23 protein-coding genes and 1 riboswitch are annotated in these 22,174 nt (G+C 59.4%); of the genes, 15 read left to right on the top strand and 8 right to left on the bottom strand.

Annotation, left to right across the window (positions count from 1 at the left end; genetic code table 11):
* Positions 1-292: 292 nt before the first annotated feature.
* The 5 genes from sucC (at position 293) to AC3WJW_RS00800 (ending at position 5,485) form a co-directional block, all read left to right on the top strand.
* A complete protein-coding gene (gene sucC, locus AC3WJW_RS00820) occupies positions 293-1,459 on the top strand; it encodes an ADP-forming succinate--CoA ligase subunit beta (protein WP_003223015.1) in 1,167 nt (388 codons plus the stop codon).
* The gene (gene sucD, locus AC3WJW_RS00815) at positions 1,459-2,340 is read left to right on the top strand and encodes a succinate--CoA ligase subunit alpha (RefSeq protein WP_003223019.1); all 882 of its coding nucleotides are present in this window, start codon (positions 1,459-1,461) and stop codon (positions 2,338-2,340) included. The genes sucC and sucD overlap by 1 nt, the downstream gene beginning before the upstream one ends.
* A 430-nt stretch (positions 2,341-2,770) precedes the next feature.
* Entirely contained in the window at positions 2,771-4,084 is a 1,314-nt protein-coding gene (gene brnQ / locus AC3WJW_RS00810; protein WP_493724810.1) for a branched-chain amino acid transport system II carrier protein, read from the top strand.
* Positions 4,085-4,346: 262 nt separating this feature from the next.
* Positions 4,347-5,084, top strand: a complete 738-nt coding sequence (locus AC3WJW_RS00805) for a DUF599 domain-containing protein (protein WP_493724809.1) — start codon at positions 4,347-4,349, stop codon at positions 5,082-5,084.
* Complete coding sequence (locus AC3WJW_RS00800) at positions 5,084-5,485, top strand: MAPEG family protein (protein WP_493724808.1); 402 nt, start codon at positions 5,084-5,086, stop codon at positions 5,483-5,485. Before AC3WJW_RS00805 ends, AC3WJW_RS00800 begins: the two co-directional genes overlap by 1 nt.
* Before the next feature lie 66 nt (positions 5,486-5,551).
* Here AC3WJW_RS00800 and AC3WJW_RS00795 read toward each other — a convergent pair whose 3' ends face one another.
* Positions 5,552-5,824: a hypothetical protein gene (locus tag AC3WJW_RS00795; protein WP_095964056.1), complete on the bottom strand. Its 273-nt coding sequence runs from the start codon at positions 5,822-5,824 to the stop codon at positions 5,552-5,554.
* A gap of 159 nt (positions 5,825-5,983) precedes the next feature.
* Here AC3WJW_RS00795 and AC3WJW_RS00790 point away from each other — a divergent pair, with 159 nt between their 5' ends.
* From AC3WJW_RS00790 to AC3WJW_RS00775, 4 genes are all read left to right on the top strand, one after another.
* Complete coding sequence (locus AC3WJW_RS00790; protein ID WP_493724807.1) at positions 5,984-6,460, top strand: PaaI family thioesterase; 477 nt, start codon at positions 5,984-5,986, stop codon at positions 6,458-6,460.
* A complete protein-coding gene (locus AC3WJW_RS00785) occupies positions 6,457-6,909 on the top strand; it encodes a PaaI family thioesterase (RefSeq protein WP_102701798.1) in 453 nt (150 codons plus the stop codon). Before AC3WJW_RS00790 ends, AC3WJW_RS00785 begins: the two co-directional genes overlap by 4 nt.
* Positions 6,910-6,990: 81 nt before the next feature.
* Entirely contained in the window at positions 6,991-8,895 is a 1,905-nt protein-coding gene (htpG, locus tag AC3WJW_RS00780; RefSeq protein WP_493724806.1) for a molecular chaperone HtpG, read from the top strand.
* A gap of 66 nt (positions 8,896-8,961) precedes the next feature.
* Positions 8,962-9,690, top strand: a complete 729-nt coding sequence (locus AC3WJW_RS00775; protein ID WP_428604557.1) for a dienelactone hydrolase family protein — start codon at positions 8,962-8,964, stop codon at positions 9,688-9,690.
* 92 nt (positions 9,691-9,782) lie between these two features.
* Here AC3WJW_RS00775 and AC3WJW_RS00770 read toward each other — a convergent pair whose 3' ends face one another.
* The 5 genes from AC3WJW_RS00770 to purM form a co-directional block, all read right to left on the bottom strand.
* Positions 9,783-10,643, bottom strand: a complete 861-nt coding sequence (locus tag AC3WJW_RS00770; RefSeq protein WP_493724805.1) for a pirin family protein — start codon at positions 10,641-10,643, stop codon at positions 9,783-9,785.
* A gap of 61 nt (positions 10,644-10,704) precedes the next feature.
* Positions 10,705-11,121, bottom strand: a complete 417-nt coding sequence (locus AC3WJW_RS00765; protein ID WP_493724804.1) for an OsmC family protein — start codon at positions 11,119-11,121, stop codon at positions 10,705-10,707.
* A gap of 426 nt (positions 11,122-11,547) precedes the next feature.
* On the bottom strand, positions 11,548-12,261 hold the full coding sequence (locus AC3WJW_RS00760; RefSeq protein ID WP_493724803.1) for a DUF3108 domain-containing protein: 714 nt from the start codon (positions 12,259-12,261) through the stop codon (positions 11,548-11,550).
* Positions 12,262-12,269: 8 nt separating this feature from the next.
* The gene (gene purN / locus AC3WJW_RS00755) at positions 12,270-12,920 is read right to left on the bottom strand and encodes a phosphoribosylglycinamide formyltransferase (protein ID WP_493724802.1); all 651 of its coding nucleotides are present in this window, start codon (positions 12,918-12,920) and stop codon (positions 12,270-12,272) included.
* Positions 12,920-13,978 carry a phosphoribosylformylglycinamidine cyclo-ligase gene (purM, locus tag AC3WJW_RS00750; RefSeq protein ID WP_007977543.1) on the bottom strand — a complete coding sequence of 353 codons (1,059 nt, stop codon included), beginning with the start codon at positions 13,976-13,978 and terminating at the stop codon, positions 12,920-12,922. The genes purN and purM overlap by 1 nt, the downstream gene beginning before the upstream one ends.
* Before the next feature lie 384 nt (positions 13,979-14,362).
* Here purM and AC3WJW_RS00745 point away from each other — a divergent pair, with 384 nt between their 5' ends.
* The 6 genes from AC3WJW_RS00745 to AC3WJW_RS00720 all read left to right on the top strand — a co-directional run bounded on the left by AC3WJW_RS00745 (position 14,363) and on the right by AC3WJW_RS00720 (position 19,698).
* Positions 14,363-15,415 carry a DUF2066 domain-containing protein gene (locus tag AC3WJW_RS00745; RefSeq protein WP_493724801.1) on the top strand — a complete coding sequence of 351 codons (1,053 nt, stop codon included), beginning with the start codon at positions 14,363-14,365 and terminating at the stop codon, positions 15,413-15,415.
* Between the two features lie 36 nt (positions 15,416-15,451).
* Complete coding sequence (locus tag AC3WJW_RS00740) at positions 15,452-16,525, top strand: AI-2E family transporter (RefSeq protein ID WP_493724800.1); 1,074 nt, start codon at positions 15,452-15,454, stop codon at positions 16,523-16,525.
* A 230-nt stretch (positions 16,526-16,755) separates the two neighbouring features.
* The gene (gene hda, locus AC3WJW_RS00735) at positions 16,756-17,460 is read left to right on the top strand and encodes a DnaA regulatory inactivator Hda (protein WP_007898944.1); all 705 of its coding nucleotides are present in this window, start codon (positions 16,756-16,758) and stop codon (positions 17,458-17,460) included.
* Between the two features lie 221 nt (positions 17,461-17,681).
* Positions 17,682-18,314: a C40 family peptidase gene (locus AC3WJW_RS00730; protein ID WP_057715813.1), complete on the top strand. Its 633-nt coding sequence runs from the start codon at positions 17,682-17,684 to the stop codon at positions 18,312-18,314.
* A 166-nt stretch (positions 18,315-18,480) separates the two neighbouring features.
* On the top strand, positions 18,481-19,017 hold the full coding sequence (locus tag AC3WJW_RS00725; protein WP_104449855.1) for a C40 family peptidase: 537 nt from the start codon (positions 18,481-18,483) through the stop codon (positions 19,015-19,017).
* An 18-nt stretch (positions 19,018-19,035) separates the two neighbouring features.
* The gene (locus AC3WJW_RS00720) at positions 19,036-19,698 is read left to right on the top strand and encodes a class I SAM-dependent methyltransferase (protein ID WP_493724799.1); all 663 of its coding nucleotides are present in this window, start codon (positions 19,036-19,038) and stop codon (positions 19,696-19,698) included.
* Positions 19,699-19,804: 106 nt separating this feature from the next.
* Here the strand turns inward: AC3WJW_RS00720 and AC3WJW_RS00715 are convergent, their stop codons facing one another.
* A complete protein-coding gene (locus AC3WJW_RS00715; protein WP_493724798.1) occupies positions 19,805-21,118 on the bottom strand; it encodes a PQQ-dependent sugar dehydrogenase in 1,314 nt (437 codons plus the stop codon).
* A 66-nt stretch (positions 21,119-21,184) separates the two neighbouring features.
* On the bottom strand, positions 21,185-21,769 hold the full coding sequence (locus AC3WJW_RS00710) for a hypothetical protein (RefSeq protein WP_015096166.1): 585 nt from the start codon (positions 21,767-21,769) through the stop codon (positions 21,185-21,187).
* Between the two features lie 153 nt (positions 21,770-21,922).
* A riboswitch (cobalamin riboswitch) is annotated at positions 21,923-22,155 on the top strand.
* Positions 22,156-22,174 lie beyond the last annotated feature (19 nt).

Raw genomic sequence — 22,174 nt, 5'->3', positions numbered from 1 at the left:
ACAGGTGAGGAAGCGGAGTTGACGTCAGTCAATGAGCATTTCGAACCTGTTTTTAACGCAGTATTTCCTAGCGCAGCAGTTTTCACATGTCCGAAAGAGATAATAAGAAACCACGGCGGCGTGGCCCGTCGTGAGCCTTGCATGCAAGACTCACCGCGGAATATCCGCTGGACGCAGTCTTGCGTAGCTGCACCGGTTGTCCGGAAAGGCTACGCAAGCAGCAGTCACAGGTGGTGCGGCACTGAACAGTGCAGCACCGAATGCGCAGTACCTAACGAAGACGGTAATAAGCATGAATCTTCACGAGTATCAGGGTAAGCAGCTGTTCGCTGAGTACGGCCTGCCAGTATCCACCGGTTACGCGGTAGACACCCCGGAAGCAGCAGCAGAAGCTTGCGACAAAATCGGCGGCAGCGAGTGGGTTGTCAAAGCCCAGGTCCACGCCGGTGGTCGCGGTAAAGCGGGCGGCGTCAAGCTGGTTCGCAACAAAGAAGACGCCAAAGCCTTCGCACAGCAGTGGCTGGGCAAGCGTCTGGTGACTTACCAGACTGACGCCAATGGTCAGCCAGTCACCAAGATCCTGGTTGAATCGTGCACTGATATCGCTAAAGAGCTGTACCTGGGCGCTGTCGTTGACCGTTCGAGCCGTCGCATCGTGTTCATGGCTTCCACCGAAGGTGGCGTGGACATCGAGAAAATCGCTCACGACACTCCAGAAAAAATTCTGAAGGCCACTATCGATCCACTGGTTGGCGCTCAGCCATTCCAGGGTCGCGAACTGGCTTTCCAGCTGGGTCTGGAAGGCAAGCAAGTTGCCCAGTTCGCCAAGATCTTCGTAGGTCTGGCCAAACTGTTCCAGGATCACGATCTGGCCCTGCTGGAAGTGAACCCGCTGGTGATCAAGGCTGACGGCGATCTGCACTGCCTGGACGCCAAGATCAACATCGACGCCAACGCCATGTACCGTCAGCCTAAGCTGAAGACTTTCCACGATCCGTCGCAGGACGATCCGCGCGAAGCGCACGCTGCCAAGTTCGAACTGAACTACGTAGCCCTGGAAGGCAACATCGGTTGCATGGTCAACGGTGCTGGCCTGGCCATGGGTACCATGGACATCGTCAACCTGCATGGCGGCAAGCCAGCCAACTTCCTCGACGTGGGCGGCGGTGCTACCAAGGAACGCGTTACCGAAGCGTTCAAGATCATCCTGTCCGACACTAACGTCGCTGCAGTACTGGTCAACATCTTCGGCGGCATCGTTCGTTGCGACATGATTGCCGAAGGCATCATCGGTGCAGTGAAAGAAGTCGGCGTGAAAATCCCGGTTGTTGTTCGCCTTGAAGGCAACAACGCTGAGCTGGGCGCTAAAGTACTGGCAGAAAGCGGTTTGAACATCATCGCTGCTACCAGCCTGACCGACGCTGCTCAACAAGTTGTCAAAGCTGCGGAGGGCAAATAATGAGCGTCCTGATCAATAAAGACACCAAAGTTATCTGCCAGGGTATTACCGGTTCGCAAGGTAGTTTCCACACCCAGCAAGCCATCGAGTACGGCACCAAGATGGTTGGTGGTGTAACTCCAGGCAAAGGCGGCACCGAGCACCTGGGCCTGCCAGTGTTCAACACCGTGAAAGACGCCGTAGCTGCCACTGGCGCCACCGCCAGCGTGATCTACGTTCCGGCTCCTTTCTGCAAGGACTCGATCCTGGAAGCTGCTTTCGGCGGCATCAAGCTGATCGTCTGCATCACCGAAGGCATTCCTACCCTGGACATGCTGGACGCTAAAGTTAAGTGCGACGAGCTGGGTGTTACCCTGATCGGCCCTAACTGCCCAGGCGTGATCACTCCAGGCGAATGCAAGATCGGCATCATGCCAGGTCACATTCACTTGCCAGGCAAGGTCGGTATCGTTTCCCGTTCCGGCACCCTGACCTACGAAGCTGTGAAGCAGACTACTGACGCCGGTTTCGGTCAGTCGACTTGCGTCGGCATCGGTGGTGACCCGATCCCGGGTTCGAACTTCATCGACATCCTGAAGCTGTTCCAGGAAGACCCGAAGACCGAAGCGATCGTGATGATCGGTGAGATCGGCGGTTCGGCTGAAGAAGAAGCGGCTGCCTACATCAAGGCACACGTGACCAAGCCGGTTGTTTCCTACATCGCTGGTGTGACTGCTCCTCCGGGCAAGCGCATGGGCCATGCTGGCGCAATCATTTCTGGCGGCAAAGGCACTGCAGACGAGAAATTCGCTGCTCTGCAAGACGCAGGCGTTAAAACCGTGCGTTCGCTGGCAGACATCGGCAAGGCCCTGGCCGAGCTGACTGGTTGGGCTGTCAAGTAAGCCTCGCGCTTGACTGACGCTTCACCAAACAAAGGCCACCTTCGGGTGGCCTTTGTCATTTCCGGGGTTTATGCGTTGTTTGGCAGGGCCTCATCGCGAGCAAGCTCGCTCCCACAGTTTTTGCGGTATGGATCAGATTGCATGACCACTACAAATCCCTGTGGGAGCGAGCTTGCTCGCGATGACGGACTTACAGGCACCAACCATTTACATGCATAAACGCGACACAAAAATGTCGCGTATCGGATAGTTCGCCCTCTAACAGTGCGTTTCTGGTCCAAATTCGTTAGTCTACGCGCCATTTTTGCGTCCGCGGCCCACAAGGCACCAACGCGCTAAAAGGGTTGGTCTTATACGGACTGACAGCATTTCCCTCACCCATAGGGAAATCCCTCTCTAAATTCCGATTCAGTAGTGTGGTATTTCCTTAATGAAAGTGTTGAAAGGCCAGGACATCCTGGCACTTGGTTTTATGACGTTTGCCCTGTTCGTCGGGGCTGGCAACATCATCTTCCCGCCTATCGTCGGTTTGCAGTCCGGGCCCAATGTCTGGATGGCGGCGCTGGGTTTCCTGGTCACGGCCGTTGGTCTGCCGGTGATCACCGTTGTGGCGCTGGCGAAGGTCGGCGGCGCAATGGATGCCTTGAGCAGCCCGATCGGTAAAGTCGCCGGTGGCCTGTTGGCAGCCGCCTGCTACCTCGCTGTCGGCCCGCTGTTCGCGACGCCACGTACCGCGACGGTATCCTTCGAAGTGGGCCTGGCGCCGCTGACCGGCGAGAGCCCGCTGGCATTGTTCCTGTACAGCTCGGTCTACTTCCTGCTGGTGTTCTTCATCTCGCTGTACCCAGGCCGTTTGCTGGATACCGTAGGGCGCTTCCTCGCTCCGCTGAAGATCATCGCCCTGGCCGTGCTGGGCATTGCAGCATTCGCCTTGCCGGCCGGAGACATTGGCCAAGCCACGCCTGAATACGTGGCGGCACCGTTTTCCCAAGGCTTCATCAATGGTTACCTGACCATGGATACCCTGGGCGCCCTGGTGTTCGGCATCGTCATCGTCAACGCCATCCGTTCCCGCGGCGTCGAGTCGCCGGCACTGATCACCCGTTATGCGATCATCGCCGGCCTGATCGCCGGCATCGGCCTGGCACTGGTTTACGTCAGCCTGTTCCGTCTCGGTTCGGGCAGCCATGAAGTGGCCGCTGGCGCTACCAATGGCGCGGCGGTATTGCACGCCTACGTGCAGCACACCTTCGGTTCGCTGGGCAGCGGTTTCCTGGCCGTGCTGATTTCCCTGGCGTGCCTGGTGACCGCGGTCGGCCTGACCTGTGCCTGCGCCGAGTACTTCAGCCGAGTGCTGCCACTGTCCTACAAGACACTGGTGATCGTCCTCGCGGCGTTCTCGCTGCTGGTGTCCAACCTGGGCCTGACCAAGCTGATTGCGTTCTCGATCCCGGTGCTCACCGCGATCTACCCACCGTGCATCGTTCTGGTGGCGTTGAGCTTCTGCAAGGACTTCTGGCATGAGCAGGGTCGTATCCTCGGCCCGGTCATGCTGGTGTCGTTCATCTTCGGCCTGATCGACGCCCTCAAGGGTGCAGGCCTGGCGGACTGGATGCCGACGCAAATGGCGCACCTGCCGCTGAGCGAGCAGGGCCTGGCCTGGCTGGTGCCTTCGGTGATGACCCTGGTGGTTGCCGTTGTCTGCGACCGTCTGCTGGGCAAGCGCGAAGAAGCGCTGGCTTAAGCTTTACCGGCCCGTCACAAGCGGGCCTGTGAACACAACAGAAATGCCCCGTATCAATCGATACGGGGCATTTTTTTATGGGGTGATGCGGTGTCTTTTGCGTTGAGCTAACGTCGAAGCACTGCAACATCCTTTGTGGGAGCGAGCCTGCTCGCGAAGGCGTCGCTTCATTCAACGTAAATGTTGATTGATCTACCGCTTTCGCGAGCAGGCTCGCTCCCACAGGATTTCAGTGTTCCGTTACTACATCACAAGGACCTGCATGTCGTTCATCCAAGCCAACCTGATCCACATCCTTGCCGCCATCTGGTTCGTCATCTGCTGGGGCGGGTACACCCGCTATGCCACCTGGAAAGGCCGTGACACCGCGTGCCTGGCCAGTGTGCTGCACCTCTATCGTGAAGACTGGATGCGCCGCATGCTGCTGCGCGACAACCGCATCGCCGATGCCAGCGTGATCGGCAACCTGGAACGCAACGCTTCGTTCTTCGCCTCCAGTACGCTGATTATCCTGGCCGGTATTCTCACGGTGCTGGGGGCTTCGGAAAGGGCGGTATCGTTGCTGGCGGATATCCCGATGGTGCAACAGGCGTCCCAGGGCATGTCGGAAATCAAGTTGCTGTGCCTGGCGCTGGTGTTTGTCTATGCGTTCTTTACCTTTAGCTGGTGCATGCGTCAGTACAACTTCGCGGCCATCCTGGTGGGCTCGGCACCCATGGTCGGTGAGCGTCATGTCTCGGAGCAGGAGCGTAAAGCCTTTGCGAACCGGGCAGCCCGAGTCATCTCCATGGCCGCCAACCAGTTCAACTTCGGGCTGCGTTCCTACTACTTCGGCATGACCATGCTGGCCTGGTTTGTCAGCCCCTGGTTGTTCATGTTGATGAGCGCCGGCGTGGTATTCGTGTTGTACCGTCGCGAGTTTCACTCTGACGTTCTCGACGTGATGGTCTATACCCTTACAGAGGCGCCATTGCCCGAGGTGATCAAAGAGGCTGCTTGATGAGTATTCCGTTCTGGTGCGTGTTTGTCAGTGCCGTGCTGATTTACGTGGCGCGTATGCCCGTGACCAAGGCCATGAAAGAGCAGGGCGGTTACAACAATCACCTGCCGCGCCAGCAGCAGGGCCAACTCACAGGTTTCGGCGCCCGTGCGCTGGCGGCGCATCAGAATAGTTTTGAAGCCTTCATATTGTTTGCGGTGGGTGTGTTGATGGCGCATACAACGCAGACGGCAGGCTGGCTCATCGATTTGCTCGCGATCATCTTTGTGATCGCTCGGGTTATTTATCTGGTGTGTTACTGGAAGGACCTGGCCTGGCAACGCAGTCTGGTCTGGCTGGTGGGATTAATCTGCTCGCTGTTGCTGATGATTAGTCCGACTTTTCGAACGATTCTGCTCTAAGCATTTTTTGAAGGCAAAAGAAAACCCGCACTTGGCGGGTTTTCTTTTATCACGCTAAAAACCGGATTAGTTCTTAGGCGCTTCCGGAGCGGCTGGAGTGGCCGGAGCAGCCGGAGCAGCCTCTTTTGCCGCTTCCGCGTTCGATTCAGCCTGAGCTTTGGCGGCTTCGGCGTTTTCCTTCGCCGCGTCGTTCACTTTATCCTGAGCTTCGTTCATTTTTTGCTGGGCTTGCTCAGCATGTTGGTTAGCATCTTGAGCTTTGTCCTCGGATTTTTTATCGCAGGCAGCGAGACCGAGGGAAGCGGTCAACATCAAGGCAATAGCTAAAGTCTTACGCATGGGGTGTTTCTCCTGATGAAAAGCATGTACTGGCATTAAGAGCTCACACATCAGGGTTAAGTTCCTTAATTCTTTCAGATATATAAGTTTTGTTCTAATGCGGAACTTTTACCCGGACTGCCACCGCATTGCACGAACGTAAACAAGAGTGTTTATCAAATGGCTGAAAACCCCGTTTTTGAGCAAGCGAAGCGCTTTCTGTCGGCGTTGCGACATTGTCAGGTACTTGGACTAAGCGTTCACAGCGCCAGCAGCGAAGGGCTGACAATTGTGCTGCCGTACAGCCCGCAGATCGTTGGCAATCCCGAAACCGGTGTGATTCATGGCGGGGCACTGACCTCGCTGATGGACACGGCCTGTGGCATGGCGACGCTCTGTGTGCTCCCGGAGTTCGAAGTCTGTCCGACCCTCGACCTGCGCATCGACTACATGCACGCCGCCGAACCGCACAAGGATGTCTATGGCTTCGCCCAGTGCTACCGGGTCACCACCGACGTGATTTTTGCCCGTGGCTTCGCCTATCAGGATGATCCCGGGCAACCCATTGCCCATGTGATGGGCACATTCATGCGCATGGGCAAGGGCATCAAAGGCACCAAAGGCTTTGGTAGCGCCGTCGCCGGAGGTGCGCAATGAGCGAGTCGCTGAAGGATCAATTGCAAAAGGCCCATGAGCAGGGCGATTACGCCTCGCTGCTGGGTTTGATTCCCTATGCCCGGCTGATTGGCGTCGAATGTTCACGGGTGGGCGATGAGCTGCTGTTCAAGCTGCCGGCGAACAAGGACAACATCGGCAACCCTTTGCTTCCGGCGATTCATGGCGGTGTGATCGCCGGGTTCATGGAATTGGCCGCAGCGTTGCACCTGTTGGTGTTTACCGGATCGCCCGGGGTGCCGAAGATCATCGACTTCTCCCTGGATTACCTGCGAGCCGGGCAGTTTCGCGACACCTGGGCCCGATGCCAGGTTTGCCGCCAGGGGCGGCGGGTTGCCAACGTGGCGATTACCGCCTGGCAAAGCACTGAGGCCGAACCCATTGCCACGGCCCGTGCACATTTCAAACTCGAGGAGCCCTTGAAATCCTGAACTCAGCCCCAAACTCTGATGACAACCCGCCGCCGACCCTCAAGGTCGCGGCTTATGCCATCTGATTGGAGTTTGATGACCATGAGTGTGGAAACTCAAAAGGAAACCCTGGGCTTCCAGACCGAGGTGAAGCAGCTGCTGCATCTCATGATCCATTCGTTGTATTCCAACAAGGAAATTTTCCTTCGCGAATTGATCTCGAACGCCTCTGACGCTGTCGACAAATTACGTTTCGAAGCCCTGGCCAAGCCAGAGCTGCTGGAAGGCGGCGCCGAACTGAAAATCCGCGTTAGTTTCGACAAGGACGCTAAAACCGTCACCCTCGAAGACAACGGTATCGGCATGAGCCGCGAAGACGCGATCACCCACCTGGGTACCATCGCCAAGTCCGGCACCGCCGATTTCATGAAGCACCTGACCGGCGACCAGAAGAAAGACTCGCACCTGATCGGCCAGTTCGGTGTCGGTTTCTACTCCGCCTTCATCGTCGCCGACAAAGTCGATGTGTACAGCCGTCGTGCCGGCAGCGCTGCCAGCGAAGGCGTGCACTGGTCGTCCAAGGGCGAAGGTGACTTCGAAGTCGCGACCATCGACAAGGCCGAGCGCGGCACTCGCATTGTCCTGCACCTGAAATCCGGTGAAGACGAATTCGCCGATGGCTGGCGCCTGCGCAACATCATCAAGAAGTACTCCGACCACATCGCCTTGCCGATCGAGTTGCCGAAAGAAGTGGCGGCCGCTGAAGGCGAAGAGAAGCCTGCCGTTGAATGGGAAACCGTCAACCGTGCCAGCGCTCTGTGGACCCGTCCGCGTACCGAGATCAAGGACGAGGAATACCAGGAGTTCTACAAGCACATCGCTCACGATTTCGAGAACCCGCTGAGCTGGAGCCACAACAAGGTCGAAGGCAAGCTGGAATACAGCTCGCTGCTCTACGTACCGACCCGTGCTCCGTTCGATCTGTACCAGCGTGAAGCACCAAAAGGCCTGAAGCTGTACGTGCAGCGCGTATTCGTCATGGATCAGGCCGAGTCCTTCCTGCCGCTGTACCTGCGCTTCATCAAGGGTGTGGTCGACTCCAATGACCTGTCGCTGAACGTATCGCGGGAAATCCTGCAGAAAGATCCGATCATCGACTCCATGAAGTCGGCGCTGACCAAGCGCGTACTGGACATGCTGGAAAAACTGGCGAAGAACGAGCCTGAGCAATACAAGGGCTTCTGGAAAAACTTCGGTCAGGTCATGAAGGAAGGCCCGGCAGAAGATTTCGCCAACAAGGAAAAAATCGCCGGTCTGTTGCGTTTCGCTTCGACCCATGGCGACGATGGCGAGCAGGTTGTCGGCCTGGCCGAGTACCTGGCGCGCGCCAAGGAAGGTCAGGACAAGATCTACTACCTGACCGGCGAAACCTACGCGCAGGTCAAGAACAGCCCGCACCTGGAAGTCTTCCGCAAGAAAGGCATCGAAGTGCTGCTGTTGACCGACCGCATCGACGAGTGGCTGATGAGCTACCTCAGCGACTTCGACGGCAAGAGCTTCGTCGACGTGGCGCGCGGTGACCTGGACCTCGGCAACCTGGACTCGGAAGAGGACAAGAAGGCCGCGGAAGAAGTCGCGAAGTCCAAAGAAGGTCTGGTTGAGCGTCTGAAAACCGCGCTGGGCGAATCCGTTGCGGAAGTTCGTGTGTCCCATCGCCTGACCGATTCGCCGGCGATCCTGGCCATCGGCGAGCAGGACCTGGGCCAGCAGATGCGCCAGATCCTCGAAGCCAGCGGGCAGAAGGTTCCGGATTCGAAGCCGATCTTCGAATTCAACCCGGCTCATCCGCTGATCGAGAAGCTCGACAACGAGCAGAGCGACGAGCGCTTCGGCGATCTGTCGCACATCCTCTTCGATCAGGCGGCCCTGGCGGCCGGCGACAGTTTGAAAGATCCGGCGGCCTATGTGCGTCGTCTGAACAAACTGTTGGTCGAGCTATCGGCTTAACTGTGTTGCAGAAAACCCGCTTCGGCGGGTTTTTTCATTCTGGTGTTCAACAATCAGGAGTCAGAAATGAGCCAAATCACTGTACGTTCCGTTGCCTATCAGATTGACGGCCAGGCCTACGAAAGCCGTCTGGCCTTCGATGCCGACCATAAAGGCCCGCGTCCCGGATTGTTGATGGCGCCGAACTGGATGGGCGTCAGCGCCGGTGCCGAGGAGATCGCCAGGTCCGTGGCGGCCAAGGGCTACGTGGTGCTGATCGCCGACCTTTACGGGCAATCGGTTCGTCCGTCGAACAATGACGAGGCCGGGGCGGCAATGATGCCGTTGAAGAATGACCGTGGATTACTGCGCAAGCGCATGCAGGTGGCGTTCGAGCAGTTGCAGAGCCAGGGCGAGGCGGCAGTCGATACGTCGAAGCTGGCGACCTACGGTTTCTGTTTTGGCGGCTGCTGTGCCCTGGAGTTTGCCCGTACCGGTGCGCCGGTGAAGGCCGCGGTTTCCTTCCACGGCACGCTGGACACACCGAATCCGGCCGACGCGAAAAACATCAAGGGTAAGGTCCTGGTCCTGCACGGTGCTTCCGATCCATTGGTGCCGAAGGAGCAGTTGCCGGCGTTCGAAGATGAAATGAACGCGGCCGGTGTGGACTGGCAGTTGCTGAGCTACGGCGGTGCGTTTCACTCGTTCACCGACCCGCACGCCAAGGTGCCGGGGATGATGATGTATGACGCCAAGGTGGCTGCCCGGGCCTTCACGTCGATGCACAATCTGCTGGATGAAGTGTTCAAGGGCTGATTGCCCCAGGATCAAGAGATCGCAGCCTGCGGCAGCTCCTACAGGAGAAGGCATTTCCCTGTAGGAGCTGCCGAAGGCTGCGATCTTTTGCTTTAAGGCAGTTCAATCCGCTCAACTTCCCCCGGCACTGTCGGCCAGTCCCCGGCCGCCCAACGCCGGCGCGCTTCATCAATCGCCGCCGGATCGCTCGCGACAAAGTTCCAGTTGATCCGCCGTGGCCCGTCCAGCGGCGCGCCGCCAAACAACACGGCGTGACTGTCGCTTTCAGCAAACAGGGTCAACTCTTCTCCGGCAGGCAGTACCACCAGCGAATACGGTTCTATCAGCTCGCCATCCAGTTGCACCTCGCCGCTCAACACATACAGCGCACGTTCTTCATGCTCGGTGGGAATCAGCAATGTCGTCGCCGTTTGCAGGTGCAATTCCGCGTACAACGTAGGAGAAAGCACCGGCACCGGTGACTCCAGGCAAAAGCCCGATCCGGCAATCATGCGGATCTTCACCCCCAGGTTTTCGCTGACCGGCAAGGTGGACGCCGGATGGTGGCTGTAGTGCCCCGGACCCTGTTCTTTGTCCTTGGGCGATGCCAGCCAGATCTGCAAGCCGTGCATCGTGAAGCCGCTCTCCTTGAGTGCCTCTGGCGTGCGTTCGACGTGGGCAATGGCGCTGCCGGCCGTCATCCAGCTGACATCGCCAGTATCAACAACCTGATCGGAACCCAGGCTGTCCTTGTGCTGGATTTGCCCCTGGAACAAATAGGTCAGGGTGGACAGGCCAATGTGCGGATGCTGGCGGATATTCATGCCTTTGCCCGGCGGATAACGGGTTTCCAGCATGTGATCGAAAAACACGAATGGCCCGACGCTGCGGCACTTGGCGGATGGCAGTGGGCGCAGGATCGGCTGGCCTTCGACGTCTTCAGTGCGGGGGCGGATCACGAGCGGAGTGGTCATGGTGCGTTCCAGGCGAGCGGGTGATGCGTTCGAGCATAACCCGCTTGCGCAGCCTTTGCCGCTATTGGCTGAAGGCGCCTTCGGACAAATGCGTTTCGATGCTGACTTCAGACGTGGTCATCAGCTTGTGGATCGGGCAGCGATCGGCCACGCGATGCAGCTCGTCGCGCTGGGCGTCAGTGAGTACGCCCTTGAGGGTCAGTTTGACGTGCAGCGTGTATTGGCCTTTCTGCTCCAGGCTGTTGTCGCGCTTGACCTCGACGCCGACACCGGTCAACGGGATGTCCTTCTTCTTCGCATAGAGCTTGAGGGTCAGGGCCTTGCAGGCGCCGAGCGCGGCATCGAAATAATCGTGCGGTTCCGGCGCGGTGCCTTCACCGCCAGTCGTGACGGGCACGTCGGCGAAGAGTTCATGGTCATCGATTTGTACGCTGTGGCGAAAGCCTTCGGCAGAAACGGTGTTGACGGTAACGGTCATGGGAAACCTCGCAGGCGACAGGATATTTATTCGATCAAAAAGACCTTGAAGGTATAGAGCATGGTGCCGGATATGCGTTCCGGTTTTCTTGTAAGGTGGGGCTTTTTCGCTGAATCGTTACCGTAGCAGTGATGGTGTTTTGCATGCAGCAACGTCGCAAGCTTCGGCGAGTCCGACCGCATTGCCCAATACGGCCGCGAACAAGTGCATCAGACAGTGCTGTCGACAGAGCTCGGCCGGAGCGAATCAGACCCGTGCGGCGAGCCAGGAGTTGTCGCGGTTGGCGGTGGACCTCAATGCATCAAAAGATCGCAGCCTTCGGCAGCTCCTACAGGTTTATGCGATCCATGTAGGAGCTGCCGAAGGCTGCGATCTTTTGATTCAAAAAAAGCCCCGCAATGGCGGGGCTTTTCGTGTCGATCCGGATCAGTTGCCTTTGACAGTCTTGCCGTTGACCTTGCCGTCCAGGAGCATGATGTTGTACTCCTTGCCGTCGGTTTCGACCTGTTGCAGGCGGACCAGCAGGTAATCCCAGTCCTTGGCGAACCACATCACGGTGATGCGTTTGCTCTGCGTCGGGTCGCGCACGCGCTCAACCTTGATCGCATCGATCTGACCGGCCTTGGTGTCGACTTTTTCAGAGCCCAGCACGCGGAAGTCATAGGTGTCGACTTCGCCGCCATCGACCACTTGATAGCTCATGGTCTTTTTGCCGGCAGCAACATCATGTTGCAGTGCCAACTGGTAGGTGGACTTGTCGACCATGCCGCGGTTGAGAGGGAGCTTGACGGCGTCACCGCGATCGGTGCCGGTGATCATCTTGGTGTTCCAGTCGAAATCCAGATCCGATTTCTTGGCCTTGCCCAGGCCGCCACGTTCAAAGTGGTACGACTCCGGAAGCAGCGTGTCCTTGTCCAGGGTCAGGGTGCTTTCCTCGGACAGGCTGGCAATCATCATCGATGCCTTGAAACTCAGTTTCCATTTGCCGTCGCTGGTTTTTTCGAGGCTGCGCTCGGCAGTGCCGCTCATGGGGAGCTGTTTCCAGTCGGCGGTGTAGCTGGCGGAGAAGGGTTGAAGTTCTGCCGCCTGAGCGAAGGGCAAAGCGAGCAGAGCGCAAGCGAAGAGCAGGGCGCGACGCATAAAATCTCCTAGTTTCGAATCAAGTGGCCGCTGGCCGCGAGTAGCTGTCCATCCAGTAAAGCACCTTGCTCACCGAGGGCCAGACGACCTTCGGCAAACCAGCGTACGGCCATCGGGTAGATCAGGTGTTCCTGAACATGGACCCGCTGCGCCAGACTCTGCGGCGAATCCTGTAACTCTACCGGTATTACAGCCTGTACGACCAGTGGTCCGCCATCGAGTTCCTCGGTGACGAAGTGCACGGAGCAGCCGTGCTCGGCGTCGCCGGCCTCCAGCGCGCGCTGATGAGTGTGTAACCCTTTGTATTTGGGTAGCAGCGAGGGGTGGATATTGAGCAGGCGGCCCTGATAGTGGCGTACGAAACCCGCGCTGAGAATGCGCATGAATCCGGCCAGTACCACGAGTTTGGGGTTGAAGGCGTCGATCAGTTCGATCAGCGCGGCATCGAAGGCCTCGCGACCTTCGAAAGCCTTGTGATCCAGGGTGCGGGTGTCGATACCCGCGTCCCTGGCGCGTTGCAGGCCGTAGGCGTCGGCGCGGTTGGAAATCACCGCAGCGATGCGGACCGGGCTGTCGCCGGTCCGCGTGCTGTCGATCAGGGCCTGCAAGTTACTGCCGGTGCCGGACAACAGCACCACGACATCACAGGTCTTAGGCATCAGTGAGCCTTGAGGTTCTTCAGTTCTACCTGAGCCGCGCCTTCGGCAGCGGTGGAGATCTGGCCGATGACCCAAGGCTGCTCGCCCGCTTCGCGCAGAACGTTCAGGGCGGCTTCAACGTGCTCCTGGGCCACGCAGATGACCATGCCCACACCGCAGTTCAGCACGCGGTGCATTTCGTTCTCGTCGACGTTGCCTTTCTCTTGCAGCCAGTCGAACACGGCCGGACGGGTCCAGCTGGCCACGTCAACCACAGCCTGCGCGCCTTTTGGCAGAACGCGCGGGATGTTGTCCAGCAGGCCGCCACCGGTGATGTGGGCCATGGCTTTGACCGCGCCGGTTTCCTTGATCAGCTTGAGCAGCGGCTTCACGTAGATGCGGGTCGGGGCCATCAGCAGGTCGGTCAGCGGCTTGCCGTCGAGCTGGGTGTTTTCGATGTCGGCGCCGGACACTTCGATGATCTTGCGGATCAGCGAATAGCCGTTGGAGTGCGGGCCGGAAGACGGCAGGGCGAGCAGGGCGTCGCCGGCAGCAACCTTGGAGCCGTCGATGATTTCGGATTTTTCCACGACGCCGACGCAGAAGCCGGCCAGGTCGTAGTCTTCGCCTTCGTACATGCCCGGCATTTCAGCGGTTTCACCGCCCACCAGCGAGCAGCCCGACAGTTCGCAGCCAGCGCCGATGCCGGTAACAACCTGGGCAGCGGTGTCGACGTTCAGTTTGCCGGTGGCGTAGTAGTCGAGGAAGAACAGTGGCTCGGCGCCGCACACCACCAGGTCGTTCACGCACATGGCAACCAGGTCGATGCCGATGCTGTCGTGCTTGTTCAGGTTCAGTGCCAGGCGCAGCTTGGTGCCAACGCCGTCGGTACCGGAAACCAGCACAGGCTGCTTGTAGCCGGCCGGGATTTCGCAGAGGGCGCCGAAACCGCCCAGGCCGCCCATGACTTCCGGGCGCGCAGTGCGCTTGGCGACGCTCTTGATGCGTTCGACCAATGCTTCACCGGCGTCGATGTCTACACCGGCGTCCTTGTAGCTCAGGGAGGGTTGCTTGCTCATGATCCAGGCCTTTAGGGGGGATTCAGGGGTAACGACCGAGTTCAGCGGGGCCGCCGAAATCGACGAAGGCGATTGCCTCACGCGAATTTCGAAAGTGCCCGGCTGTTGCCGGTCTGCGAAGGCGCGCGATTTTATCAGGCTTGAGCCGCAGCGGCCATCCTCAGGCCGACAGCAGGGCCATATCCGTTAAAAAAAACCGTTGATGCGCGGTGTCGGTGGCATCCTGCCTGGCTGTATAAGGTGTCGCGATTAACCGTCTATCGTTATGACAGTGCGAAAACTTACCCGGAACGTGTGAATGTTTTGCATCGGGCAATGGTCACAGCCTTGCTCGATCGTCTTCATGCGGTCTGTTCCAGCCGCTCTTGTCGTCAGGAATCTTCCATGCGTTTTTGTAAATTCTTGCTTGTGAGTTGTTTGTCAGTGGTCAGCCTGGTCAGTCATGCCGAAACCGTCAAAGGCCTTTATCAGGTACGCGAGCCGGTGAATGGCCAGTCGCCCGAGGAGCGTGAGCAGGCGACTCAACGTGCATTGGACACTTTGGTGTTGCGCCTGACCGGCGACCCCAAGGCCGCTCAGAATCCGGGGCTGGCGGCGATTCGCAAAGATCCGCAACAGATCATCAGCCAATACGGCTTTGAAGCCGGTCCGCCGGAAGTCCTGAAAGTCGATTTCGACCCGGGTACCACCGAGCAGGCCTTGCGCCGCGCCGGCCTGGCCATGTGGGGGGCCAATCGGCCGTCGATCCTCGGCTGGTGGCTCAACGATTCCACCGAGGGTTCAAGCCTGGTGGGCGACGGCCAGGCCAGCGCGGCGCCACTGCGGCGGGCTGCCCAGCACCGGGGCTTGCCATTGCGCTTGCCATTGGCGGACCTGAACGAACAGATCGTCGCCACCGCGCCGAATCTGGAAGGCGCAGATTCCGGCCCTTTGCTTGCGGCATCGGAACGCTACAACGCCGACGCCCTGCTCGCGGTACACGCCAAAGAGGAGGGCGGGCAGTGGCAAGCCAAGTGGCAATTGTGGCTGGGGGATAAAAAAGAGGCAGGTAGCGTGCAGGGCGCCGATCAGGCCGCCGTGGCCGATGCGGTGATGCTGGCGGTCAATGAGCGCCTGGCGCCGCGGTTTGTCGCCAAGCCGGGTGCTTCGAGCGCGCAATTGCTGGAAGTGCAAGGCATGAATCTTGAACACTACGCGTCCCTTGGGCGCTTGCTGGAGCCCTTTGGCGGGCGCGTGCAAAGCGTCGACGGCGACCGGATCGTCTACCGGGTCAATGGCAGCGCCGAGCAGTTGCGTGCGCAACTGTCGCTGGCACGGTTGCAGGAAGCGCCGGCGGCTCCGGCACCGACTCCGGCAGTGCCGGTTCAGCCGACCGCCGGTGGTGCGGTGCCAGCCCCGGCGCCTGCCCCGACACCCCAACTGCGGTTTCGCTGGTAGTTTTTCTCTCTTTATATAGAAGCAATGGAGTGGTTCATGGCCGATACGCGGCGTTGGTTCTGGCTCGGCGGGGTGGTCCTGCTTTGTGTTTTTGTCTGGTTGTTGCATCCGATCCTGACGCCGTTCCTGGTGGCCCTGCTGTTGGCCTATCTGTTCGACCCGCTGGTGGATCGACTGGAGAAGGCGGGGCTGTCTCGTACCTGGGGTGTAGTGGCGGTGTTTGCCCTGTTTACATTGATCCTCACCGCGCTGCTGTTGGTCCTGGTGCCGTTGCTCGCCCGGCAGCTGTTTCGTTTGTATGAACTGGCCCCGCAGATGCTCGACTGGCTGCAGCACACGGCGTTGCCCTGGGCGCAATCGAAGTTCGGCCTGTCGGAGGGCTTCTGGAAGTTCGACCGGCTCAAGGCAGCCATCGGCGAGCACATGAGCCAGACCTCCGATGTTGTCGGCGTGGTACTGAGTCATGCGACGGCCTCGGGGCTGGCGTTGATTGGCTGGTTGGCGAATCTGGTGTTGATCCCGGTGGTGAGCTTCTATCTGTTGCGCGATTGGGACCTGATGATGGCCAAGGTCCGCAGCCTGCTGCCCCGTGATCGTGAGGAGCGCGCGGTGTCGCTGGCGGGTGAATGCCATGAAGTGCTCGGAGCGTTCGTTCGCGGTCAGTTGCTGGTCATGGTAGCCCTGGGGGTGATCTACGCAGCAGGCCTGATGCTGGTCGGGCTGGAGCTGGGCTTGCTGATTGGCCTGATTGCCGGTCTGGCAGCGATCGTGCCGTACATGGGATTTATCATCGGCATCGGTGCGGCGCTGATTGCAGGGCTGTTCCAGTTCGGTGGCGATCTTTACCCGATGCTCGGCATTGTCGCGGTGTTCATGGTCGGCCAGGCCTTGGAGGGTATGGTGCTGACGCCGTTGCTGGTCGGTGACCGGATTGGTCTGCACCCGGTGGCGGTGATTTTCTCGATTCTGGCCGGGGGTGAGCTGTTCGGCTTTACCGGTGTGCTGCTGGCATTGCCGGTCGCCGCGGTGATCATGGTGCTGGTGCGCCATGTGCAAGATTTGTATAAGGATTCCGATATCTACGGGGGCGTCGACGAACCGCAGGGGTAAAAGGTGTCGATGGGCGATGGCGGGCTGTCCGGGTTCGTGCCGGGTCAGCCTGATTACACAGCGCGACTGTCACATGCACCGCCAAAGAAACTGTCATAAAACCGGTGCGTTAACGCAAACCTTTGATTTTGCTTGTGGTCTATCGCATTGTGCGGCCCGCTTCACGGGTATAAACTTCGCAAACTTTACACAGAGGCCACTAACGGTTCCTTTGGAACTGTTCAGTCAGCATGAAACCGATTCAGCTGCCCCTAGGTGTGCGTCTGCGTGACGACGCCACCTTTATCAACTACTACCCAGGCGCCAATGCCGCTGCACTCGGCTATGTCGAGCGGCTTTGCGAAGCCGACGCCGGCTGGACCGAAAGCCTGATCTACCTTTGGGGCAAGGATGGGGTAGGGCGTACGCACCTGTTGCAGGCTGCCTGCCTGCGCTTCGAGCAATTGGGAGAGCCTGCGGTGTACCTGCCGCTGGCCGAGCTGCTCGATCGCGGTATCGAGATTCTCGATAACCTTGAGCAGTACGAACTGGTCTGTCTCGATGACCTGCAGGCGGTTGCCGGCAAGGCGGACTGGGAAGAGGCACTGTTCCATCTGTTCAATCGCCTGCGCGACAGCGGCCGGCGCCTGCTGATTGCCGCATCGACATCCCCGCGCGAGTTGCCGGTGAAGCTGGCGGATCTCAAGTCGCGCCTGACCCTGGCCTTGATCTTCCAGATGCGCCCACTGTCCGACGAGGACAAATTGCGTGCCCTGCAATTGCGCGCATCCCGTCGCGGACTGCATCTGACCGATGAGGTCGGGCATTTCATCCTGACTCGCGGTACCCGCAGCATGAGCGCGTTGTTCGAGCTGCTTGAGCGCCTCGATCAGGCCTCCCTCCAGGCTCAGCGCAAGCTGACAATCCCGTTTTTGAAAGAAACCCTCGGCTGGTAGACCCGCTGAAACCGGGGCTTACAGCCGTTTCGGCATATTTCAGGCGCCAGAAATTCCGCTTTCCTGCAAGGCTGCAGGCCGCGTGCATGTTTAAAATGGGCTTAAGCGCTTAGATGTAAACGAGAAACCAATAAGTCACAAAAAGATTGATTGAATTTGCAAATGAGGTCGATAGCGGGCATAGTCTCGACTTCTTTACAACTTCAGCCACGGTCGTGCCCATGCTAAATCGCTTCGCACCCCTCGTGCCTCTCGCACTCGTCACCCTGCTGTTCGGTTGCGCTGCCCACACTCCAGTGGCCCAGCAAGCGCCGCAACAGCAGGTTCAAAACTCGGCCACTGCCCAGTCTTCCGCTCTCTTTCAGGAAGAGCTGGCTACCGAAAAAGAACTCGCAGACTTCGCTGGCGGCAAGTCCTACCAGCTTCCGGTCCTGGCCGACAGCATCCTCGAACGCGGCATGTCCCTGATCGGTACCCGTTACCGTTTCGGTGGCACTTCTGAAGCCGGCTTCGATTGCAGTGGTTTCATCGGTTACCTGTTCCGCGAAGAAGCGGGCATGAACCTGCCACGCTCCACCCGCGAAATGATCAACGTGGACGCTCCGCTGGTCTCGCGCAGCAAGCTTGAGCCGGGCGATCTGCTGTTCTTCGCAACCAACGGTCGTCGTGGTCGCGTCAGTCACGCCGGGATCTACCTGGGTGACAACCAGTTCATCCACTCCAGCAGCCGCCGCAGCGGTGGTGTGCGCATCGATAGCCTGGGCGACAGCTACTGGAGCAAGACCTTCATCGAGGCCAAGCGCGCCCTGGCGATGGCACCTAACGCGTCGCCAATCGTCACTGCCCGCAAATAAGTGCACAGTTTGTAGGGTGAACTTAAAGTCTTACTTGAAGTTTGCCGCATAACAGCTAAAATCCTGATGTATGAATGATGGCAAACCGCCTGCGTCCCGCGCAGGCGGTTTTCTTTTCTGCACTCCCGGCAGAAAAAAGCCGCAGCCAGATCAGGATGCTCTGCTTATGACGACGTCGGCCCGCCTCGCAATCATGTTCTTCGCCGCGCTGCTCAGTGCCTGCGCCAGCCGCACACCGCCTCCTGCGCCGGTGGTTCGCGCGCCCATCGTATTTGGTTCCCCACAAGCTTTTTCGCCCGAAGCGGAAGACGTGCTGTTTCGCGCGCTCGGCCTGGTGGGTACGCCTTATCGCTGGGGTGGCAACACGCCGGATTCCGGATTTGATTGCAGCGGCCTGATCGCGTACGTGTACCGCGATGTCGCCGGTATTGCCTTGCCGCGCACCACGCGCGAGATGATCTCCATGCAAGCGGCGAATGTCGGCAAGGAAGGCCTGCAAACCGGCGATCTGCTTTTCTTCGCTACCAATGGTGGTTCCCAGGTCAGTCATGCCGGCATCTACGTGGGAGAAGGGCGTTTCGTCCATGCACCGGCCACCGGCGGCACGGTAAAGCTCGACAGCCTGTCCAAGGCCTATTGGCAAAAGGCCTACCTGAGCGCCAAGCGTGTTCTGCAGCCTGAACATCTGGCGCGCAACCCGTAACGTCCGGAGCTGCTGCTCATGACTGCTCGCACGCTGAATCTCGACGACGCCCTGTACCAATACCTGCTCGATGTTTCCCTGCGCGAAACGCCACTGCTCAAGCGCTTGCGCGATGAGACCCAGGCGCTGCCGATGGCGCGCTGGCAGGTGGCGCCGGAGCAGGGACAGTTTCTCGCCTTGCTGGTGAAGTTGACAGGCGCCAGACGCTTGCTCGAAGTCGGTACGTTCACCGGATACAGCGCGCTGTGCATGGCGGCGGCATTGCCGGCTGACGGTTCGCTGATTTGCTGTGATATCCCCGGCGACTACAACGCCATCGCACGGCGCTACTGGCAGGAAGCGGGGCTCGCCGGGCGGATCGACCTGCGCCTGGCACCCGCACTGGAGACCCTCGCCGAGCTTGAACGACAAGGTCAGGGCGAGCAGTTCGACCTGGTGTTCATCGATGCCGACAAGGCCAACTACCCCAGTTATCTGGAGCATGCCCTGCATTTGCTGCGGGTCGGTGGGCTGGCGGTGTTCGACAACACCCTGTGGAGCGGGCGCGTGCTTGAGGACAGTCCCGAGAGCGCGGACACCCGGGCGATCCAGGCGCTCAACCTGGCGTTGAAGGATGATGTGCGGGTGGATCTGTCGTTGTTGCCGTTGGGTGACGGGCTCACACTCTGTCGCAAGCGCTAGAACCCTGTGGGAGCGAGCCTGCTCGCGAAAGCGGTGTATCAGTCACAAAATTTGTCGACTGACCGTGCGCATTCGCGAGCAGGCTCGCTCCCACAGGTGAGGCGAATTACTTGATCGCCGACACCCGCCACACCTTGTTCCCCACATCATCAGCCACCAGCAGATCGCCCTGCCGGTCGATCACCACGCCCACCGGGCGGCCCATGGCTTCTTCCTTCTCGTTGAGAAAACCGCTGAGCACTTCAATCGGTTGTCCCGCAGGTTTGCCTGCGCTGAACGGCACGAAAATCACTTTGTAGCCACTGTGGGGGTTACGGTTCCAGGAGCCGTGCTGTCCGATGAAGGCCCCCTGGGTGAACGGCGCCGGCAGCTTGCTGTTTTCAGCGAAGGCCAGGCCCAGTGATGCCGTGTGCGGGCCGACGGCATAGTCCGGAGCAATGGCCTTGGCCACCAGGTCGGGGTTTTGCGGCTCGACGCGAATATCGACATGCTGTCCGTAGTAGCTGTACGGCCAGCCATAGAATGCGCCGTCCTTCACCGAGGTGATGTAGTCCGGGACCAGGTCGCTGCCGATTTCATCCCGCTCGTTGACCGCGGTCCACAGCGCGCCACTGCGCGGCTCCCAGGCCATGCCGTTGGGGTTGCGCAGGCCGGCGGCAAAGATCCGGTGCTGGCCGGTGGCACGGTCCACTTCCCAGATCGCTGCGCGACCTTCTTCCTTGTCCATGCCGTTTTCCGCGACGTTGCTGTTGGAGCCCACGGTGACGTAAAGCTTGCGGCCGTCCTTGCTGGCGATGACGTTTTTGGTCCAGTGGTGGTTCAGCGGGCCGCCCGGCAAGTCGACCACTTTCACCGGCGGCGACTTGATCTGCGTATCGCCACTTTCATAGTGAAAGCGCAGCAGGCGATCAGTGTCGGCCACATACAGGTCCTTGCCGACCAGGGTCATGCCGAAGGGCGAGTTGAGGTTTTGCAGAAACACCGTGCGGGTTTCCGCGACGCCATCGTGGTCCTTGTCGCGCAGCAAGGTGATGCGGTTCGCGCTGGGCACGCGAGCTCCGGCGCGCCCCATGACTTTCTTCATGACCCAGCCGCGAATGCCTTTGCCGTCTTCGGGTTTGGGTGGCGCATTGGTTTCCGCCACCAGTACGTCGCCGTTGGGCAGCACATAAAGCCAGCGGGGGTGATCCAGACCTTCGGCAAAAGCGGCCACTTGAGTGCCCGCGGCGGCGACGGGTTTCGCGCCCTGTGGCCAGCCGATGGCGGGGGCGATGTTCACAGTCGGGATCAGGGTTCTGTTGGGGGGCGGCAGTTGAGGAGAGGGGCCGGTGCCGTCGGAGACTTGCAGGCCGGCGGTCTCACTACAACCGGCGAGCCCTCCGCAGATCACGATAACGAGAACGAGCGGGGGCGTGCGCATACGGGTGTTCCCTATGAATGCCTTGTTCTAATCATAGAGACGCGTTGTCGTCCAATGGTTCAACCCCTAGCCACGTGCTTCCTTGAACAGCACCGCAATGCCGGGGTGATAGTTGCCGGCTTCATTGCGCAACTTGCGGTAGGCATACGGGAAATACCAGGCAACCGCGCAGGTGTGTTCCTTTTGCAGGTCGTCGACCATGTCCTGGAGTTCTTCCGGTGTCGCGCCTTGCTGGGCTTTTTGCGGAGCGACGAACAGGCAGCCGAGTTTCAGGTCGCTGGCGTGGCTCAGGCGCTTCGCATCGCTGGCGATGTCGAGCAGGGCCTGGCTCAGATTGAGGCTGTTGACCCGTGGCCAGCGCTGGCTGGTCTGGATGTAGGCGCGGGTTTCGGGCGAGGCGAGGAACAGGTCGGCGCGGCTGTTGCGTTCGCCTTCTTCGGTCTGCTTGCGGGTGGGCGTCTGTTGCAGTGTGACCATCTCGGCCATCCAGGCGGCGGCCGACAGCAGTCCGAGATTGGCTTTTTCGTCGTGCCAGTAGGGCGTGTCGCCATCACCGCGGACGGCGTTATAGCGGTCGATGCACTCGAACCAGCGCTCGAGCACAGGGCGCAGGAATTCCAGCTTTGGATTGCTGATGATCATGCCTTGCATGGGCTCACCCTTGTTATTGTGTTGTGAGGTTGTGGCTCTTTGATATCACTGCTGAGAGCGAGGCACAAGATTGACGTCAGTTTTTTGCTTGACGACCGTTATTCGGCGGATGGCCTCCCGGCTTTAATTGACGCTCCACCCCCAACCCTCTAACCTTCGCGGCTTGTTTCAGGTGCTCTGTGACTTGGGTCGACAGAGTGAAACAGGGAAGCCGGTGAGCGAGTTCTTCTGTTGGTCGAAGACCCGCAATTCCGGCGCTGCCCCCGCAACGGTAAATGAGTGAAAACTGTGTCTGATGCCACTGTGTCGATTCGATGCGGGAAGGCGCGCAGTCTGGCTACGCGCCACTCATGAGCCCGGAGACCGGCCTGATACATCCAGCGGCATCACGGTGGGCGATGCCAG

This window comes from Pseudomonas sp. GW821-FHT07G06, from assembly GCF_058986625.1.
Note: the sequence above shows the minus strand (reverse complement) of the source record. Positions and strands in the feature narration are given on the sequence as shown.

Coding starts and splice junctions, on each gene's coding strand:
- sucC (WP_003223015.1), top strand. CDS start 293: ATGAATCTTCACGAGTATCAGGGTAAGCAGCTGTTCGCTGAGTACGGC.
- sucD (WP_003223019.1), top strand. CDS start 1,459: ATGAGCGTCCTGATCAATAAAGACACCAAAGTTATCTGCCAGGGTATT.
- brnQ (WP_493724810.1), top strand. CDS start 2,771: ATGAAAGTGTTGAAAGGCCAGGACATCCTGGCACTTGGTTTTATGACG.
- AC3WJW_RS00805 (WP_493724809.1), top strand. CDS start 4,347: ATGTCGTTCATCCAAGCCAACCTGATCCACATCCTTGCCGCCATCTGG.
- AC3WJW_RS00800 (WP_493724808.1), top strand. CDS start 5,084: ATGAGTATTCCGTTCTGGTGCGTGTTTGTCAGTGCCGTGCTGATTTAC.
- AC3WJW_RS00795 (WP_095964056.1), bottom strand. CDS start 5,824: ATGCGTAAGACTTTAGCTATTGCCTTGATGTTGACCGCTTCCCTCGGT.
- AC3WJW_RS00790 (WP_493724807.1), top strand. CDS start 5,984: ATGGCTGAAAACCCCGTTTTTGAGCAAGCGAAGCGCTTTCTGTCGGCG.
- AC3WJW_RS00785 (WP_102701798.1), top strand. CDS start 6,457: ATGAGCGAGTCGCTGAAGGATCAATTGCAAAAGGCCCATGAGCAGGGC.
- htpG (WP_493724806.1), top strand. CDS start 6,991: ATGAGTGTGGAAACTCAAAAGGAAACCCTGGGCTTCCAGACCGAGGTG.
- AC3WJW_RS00775 (WP_428604557.1), top strand. CDS start 8,962: ATGAGCCAAATCACTGTACGTTCCGTTGCCTATCAGATTGACGGCCAG.
- AC3WJW_RS00770 (WP_493724805.1), bottom strand. CDS start 10,643: ATGACCACTCCGCTCGTGATCCGCCCCCGCACTGAAGACGTCGAAGGC.
- AC3WJW_RS00765 (WP_493724804.1), bottom strand. CDS start 11,121: ATGACCGTTACCGTCAACACCGTTTCTGCCGAAGGCTTTCGCCACAGC.
- AC3WJW_RS00760 (WP_493724803.1), bottom strand. CDS start 12,261: ATGCGTCGCGCCCTGCTCTTCGCTTGCGCTCTGCTCGCTTTGCCCTTC.
- purN (WP_493724802.1), bottom strand. CDS start 12,920: ATGCCTAAGACCTGTGATGTCGTGGTGCTGTTGTCCGGCACCGGCAGT.
- purM (WP_007977543.1), bottom strand. CDS start 13,978: ATGAGCAAGCAACCCTCCCTGAGCTACAAGGACGCCGGTGTAGACATC.
- AC3WJW_RS00745 (WP_493724801.1), top strand. CDS start 14,363: ATGCGTTTTTGTAAATTCTTGCTTGTGAGTTGTTTGTCAGTGGTCAGC.
- AC3WJW_RS00740 (WP_493724800.1), top strand. CDS start 15,452: ATGGCCGATACGCGGCGTTGGTTCTGGCTCGGCGGGGTGGTCCTGCTT.
- hda (WP_007898944.1), top strand. CDS start 16,756: ATGAAACCGATTCAGCTGCCCCTAGGTGTGCGTCTGCGTGACGACGCC.
- AC3WJW_RS00730 (WP_057715813.1), top strand. CDS start 17,682: ATGCTAAATCGCTTCGCACCCCTCGTGCCTCTCGCACTCGTCACCCTG.
- AC3WJW_RS00725 (WP_104449855.1), top strand. CDS start 18,481: ATGACGACGTCGGCCCGCCTCGCAATCATGTTCTTCGCCGCGCTGCTC.
- AC3WJW_RS00720 (WP_493724799.1), top strand. CDS start 19,036: ATGACTGCTCGCACGCTGAATCTCGACGACGCCCTGTACCAATACCTG.
- AC3WJW_RS00715 (WP_493724798.1), bottom strand. CDS start 21,118: ATGCGCACGCCCCCGCTCGTTCTCGTTATCGTGATCTGCGGAGGGCTC.
- AC3WJW_RS00710 (WP_015096166.1), bottom strand. CDS start 21,769: ATGCAAGGCATGATCATCAGCAATCCAAAGCTGGAATTCCTGCGCCCT.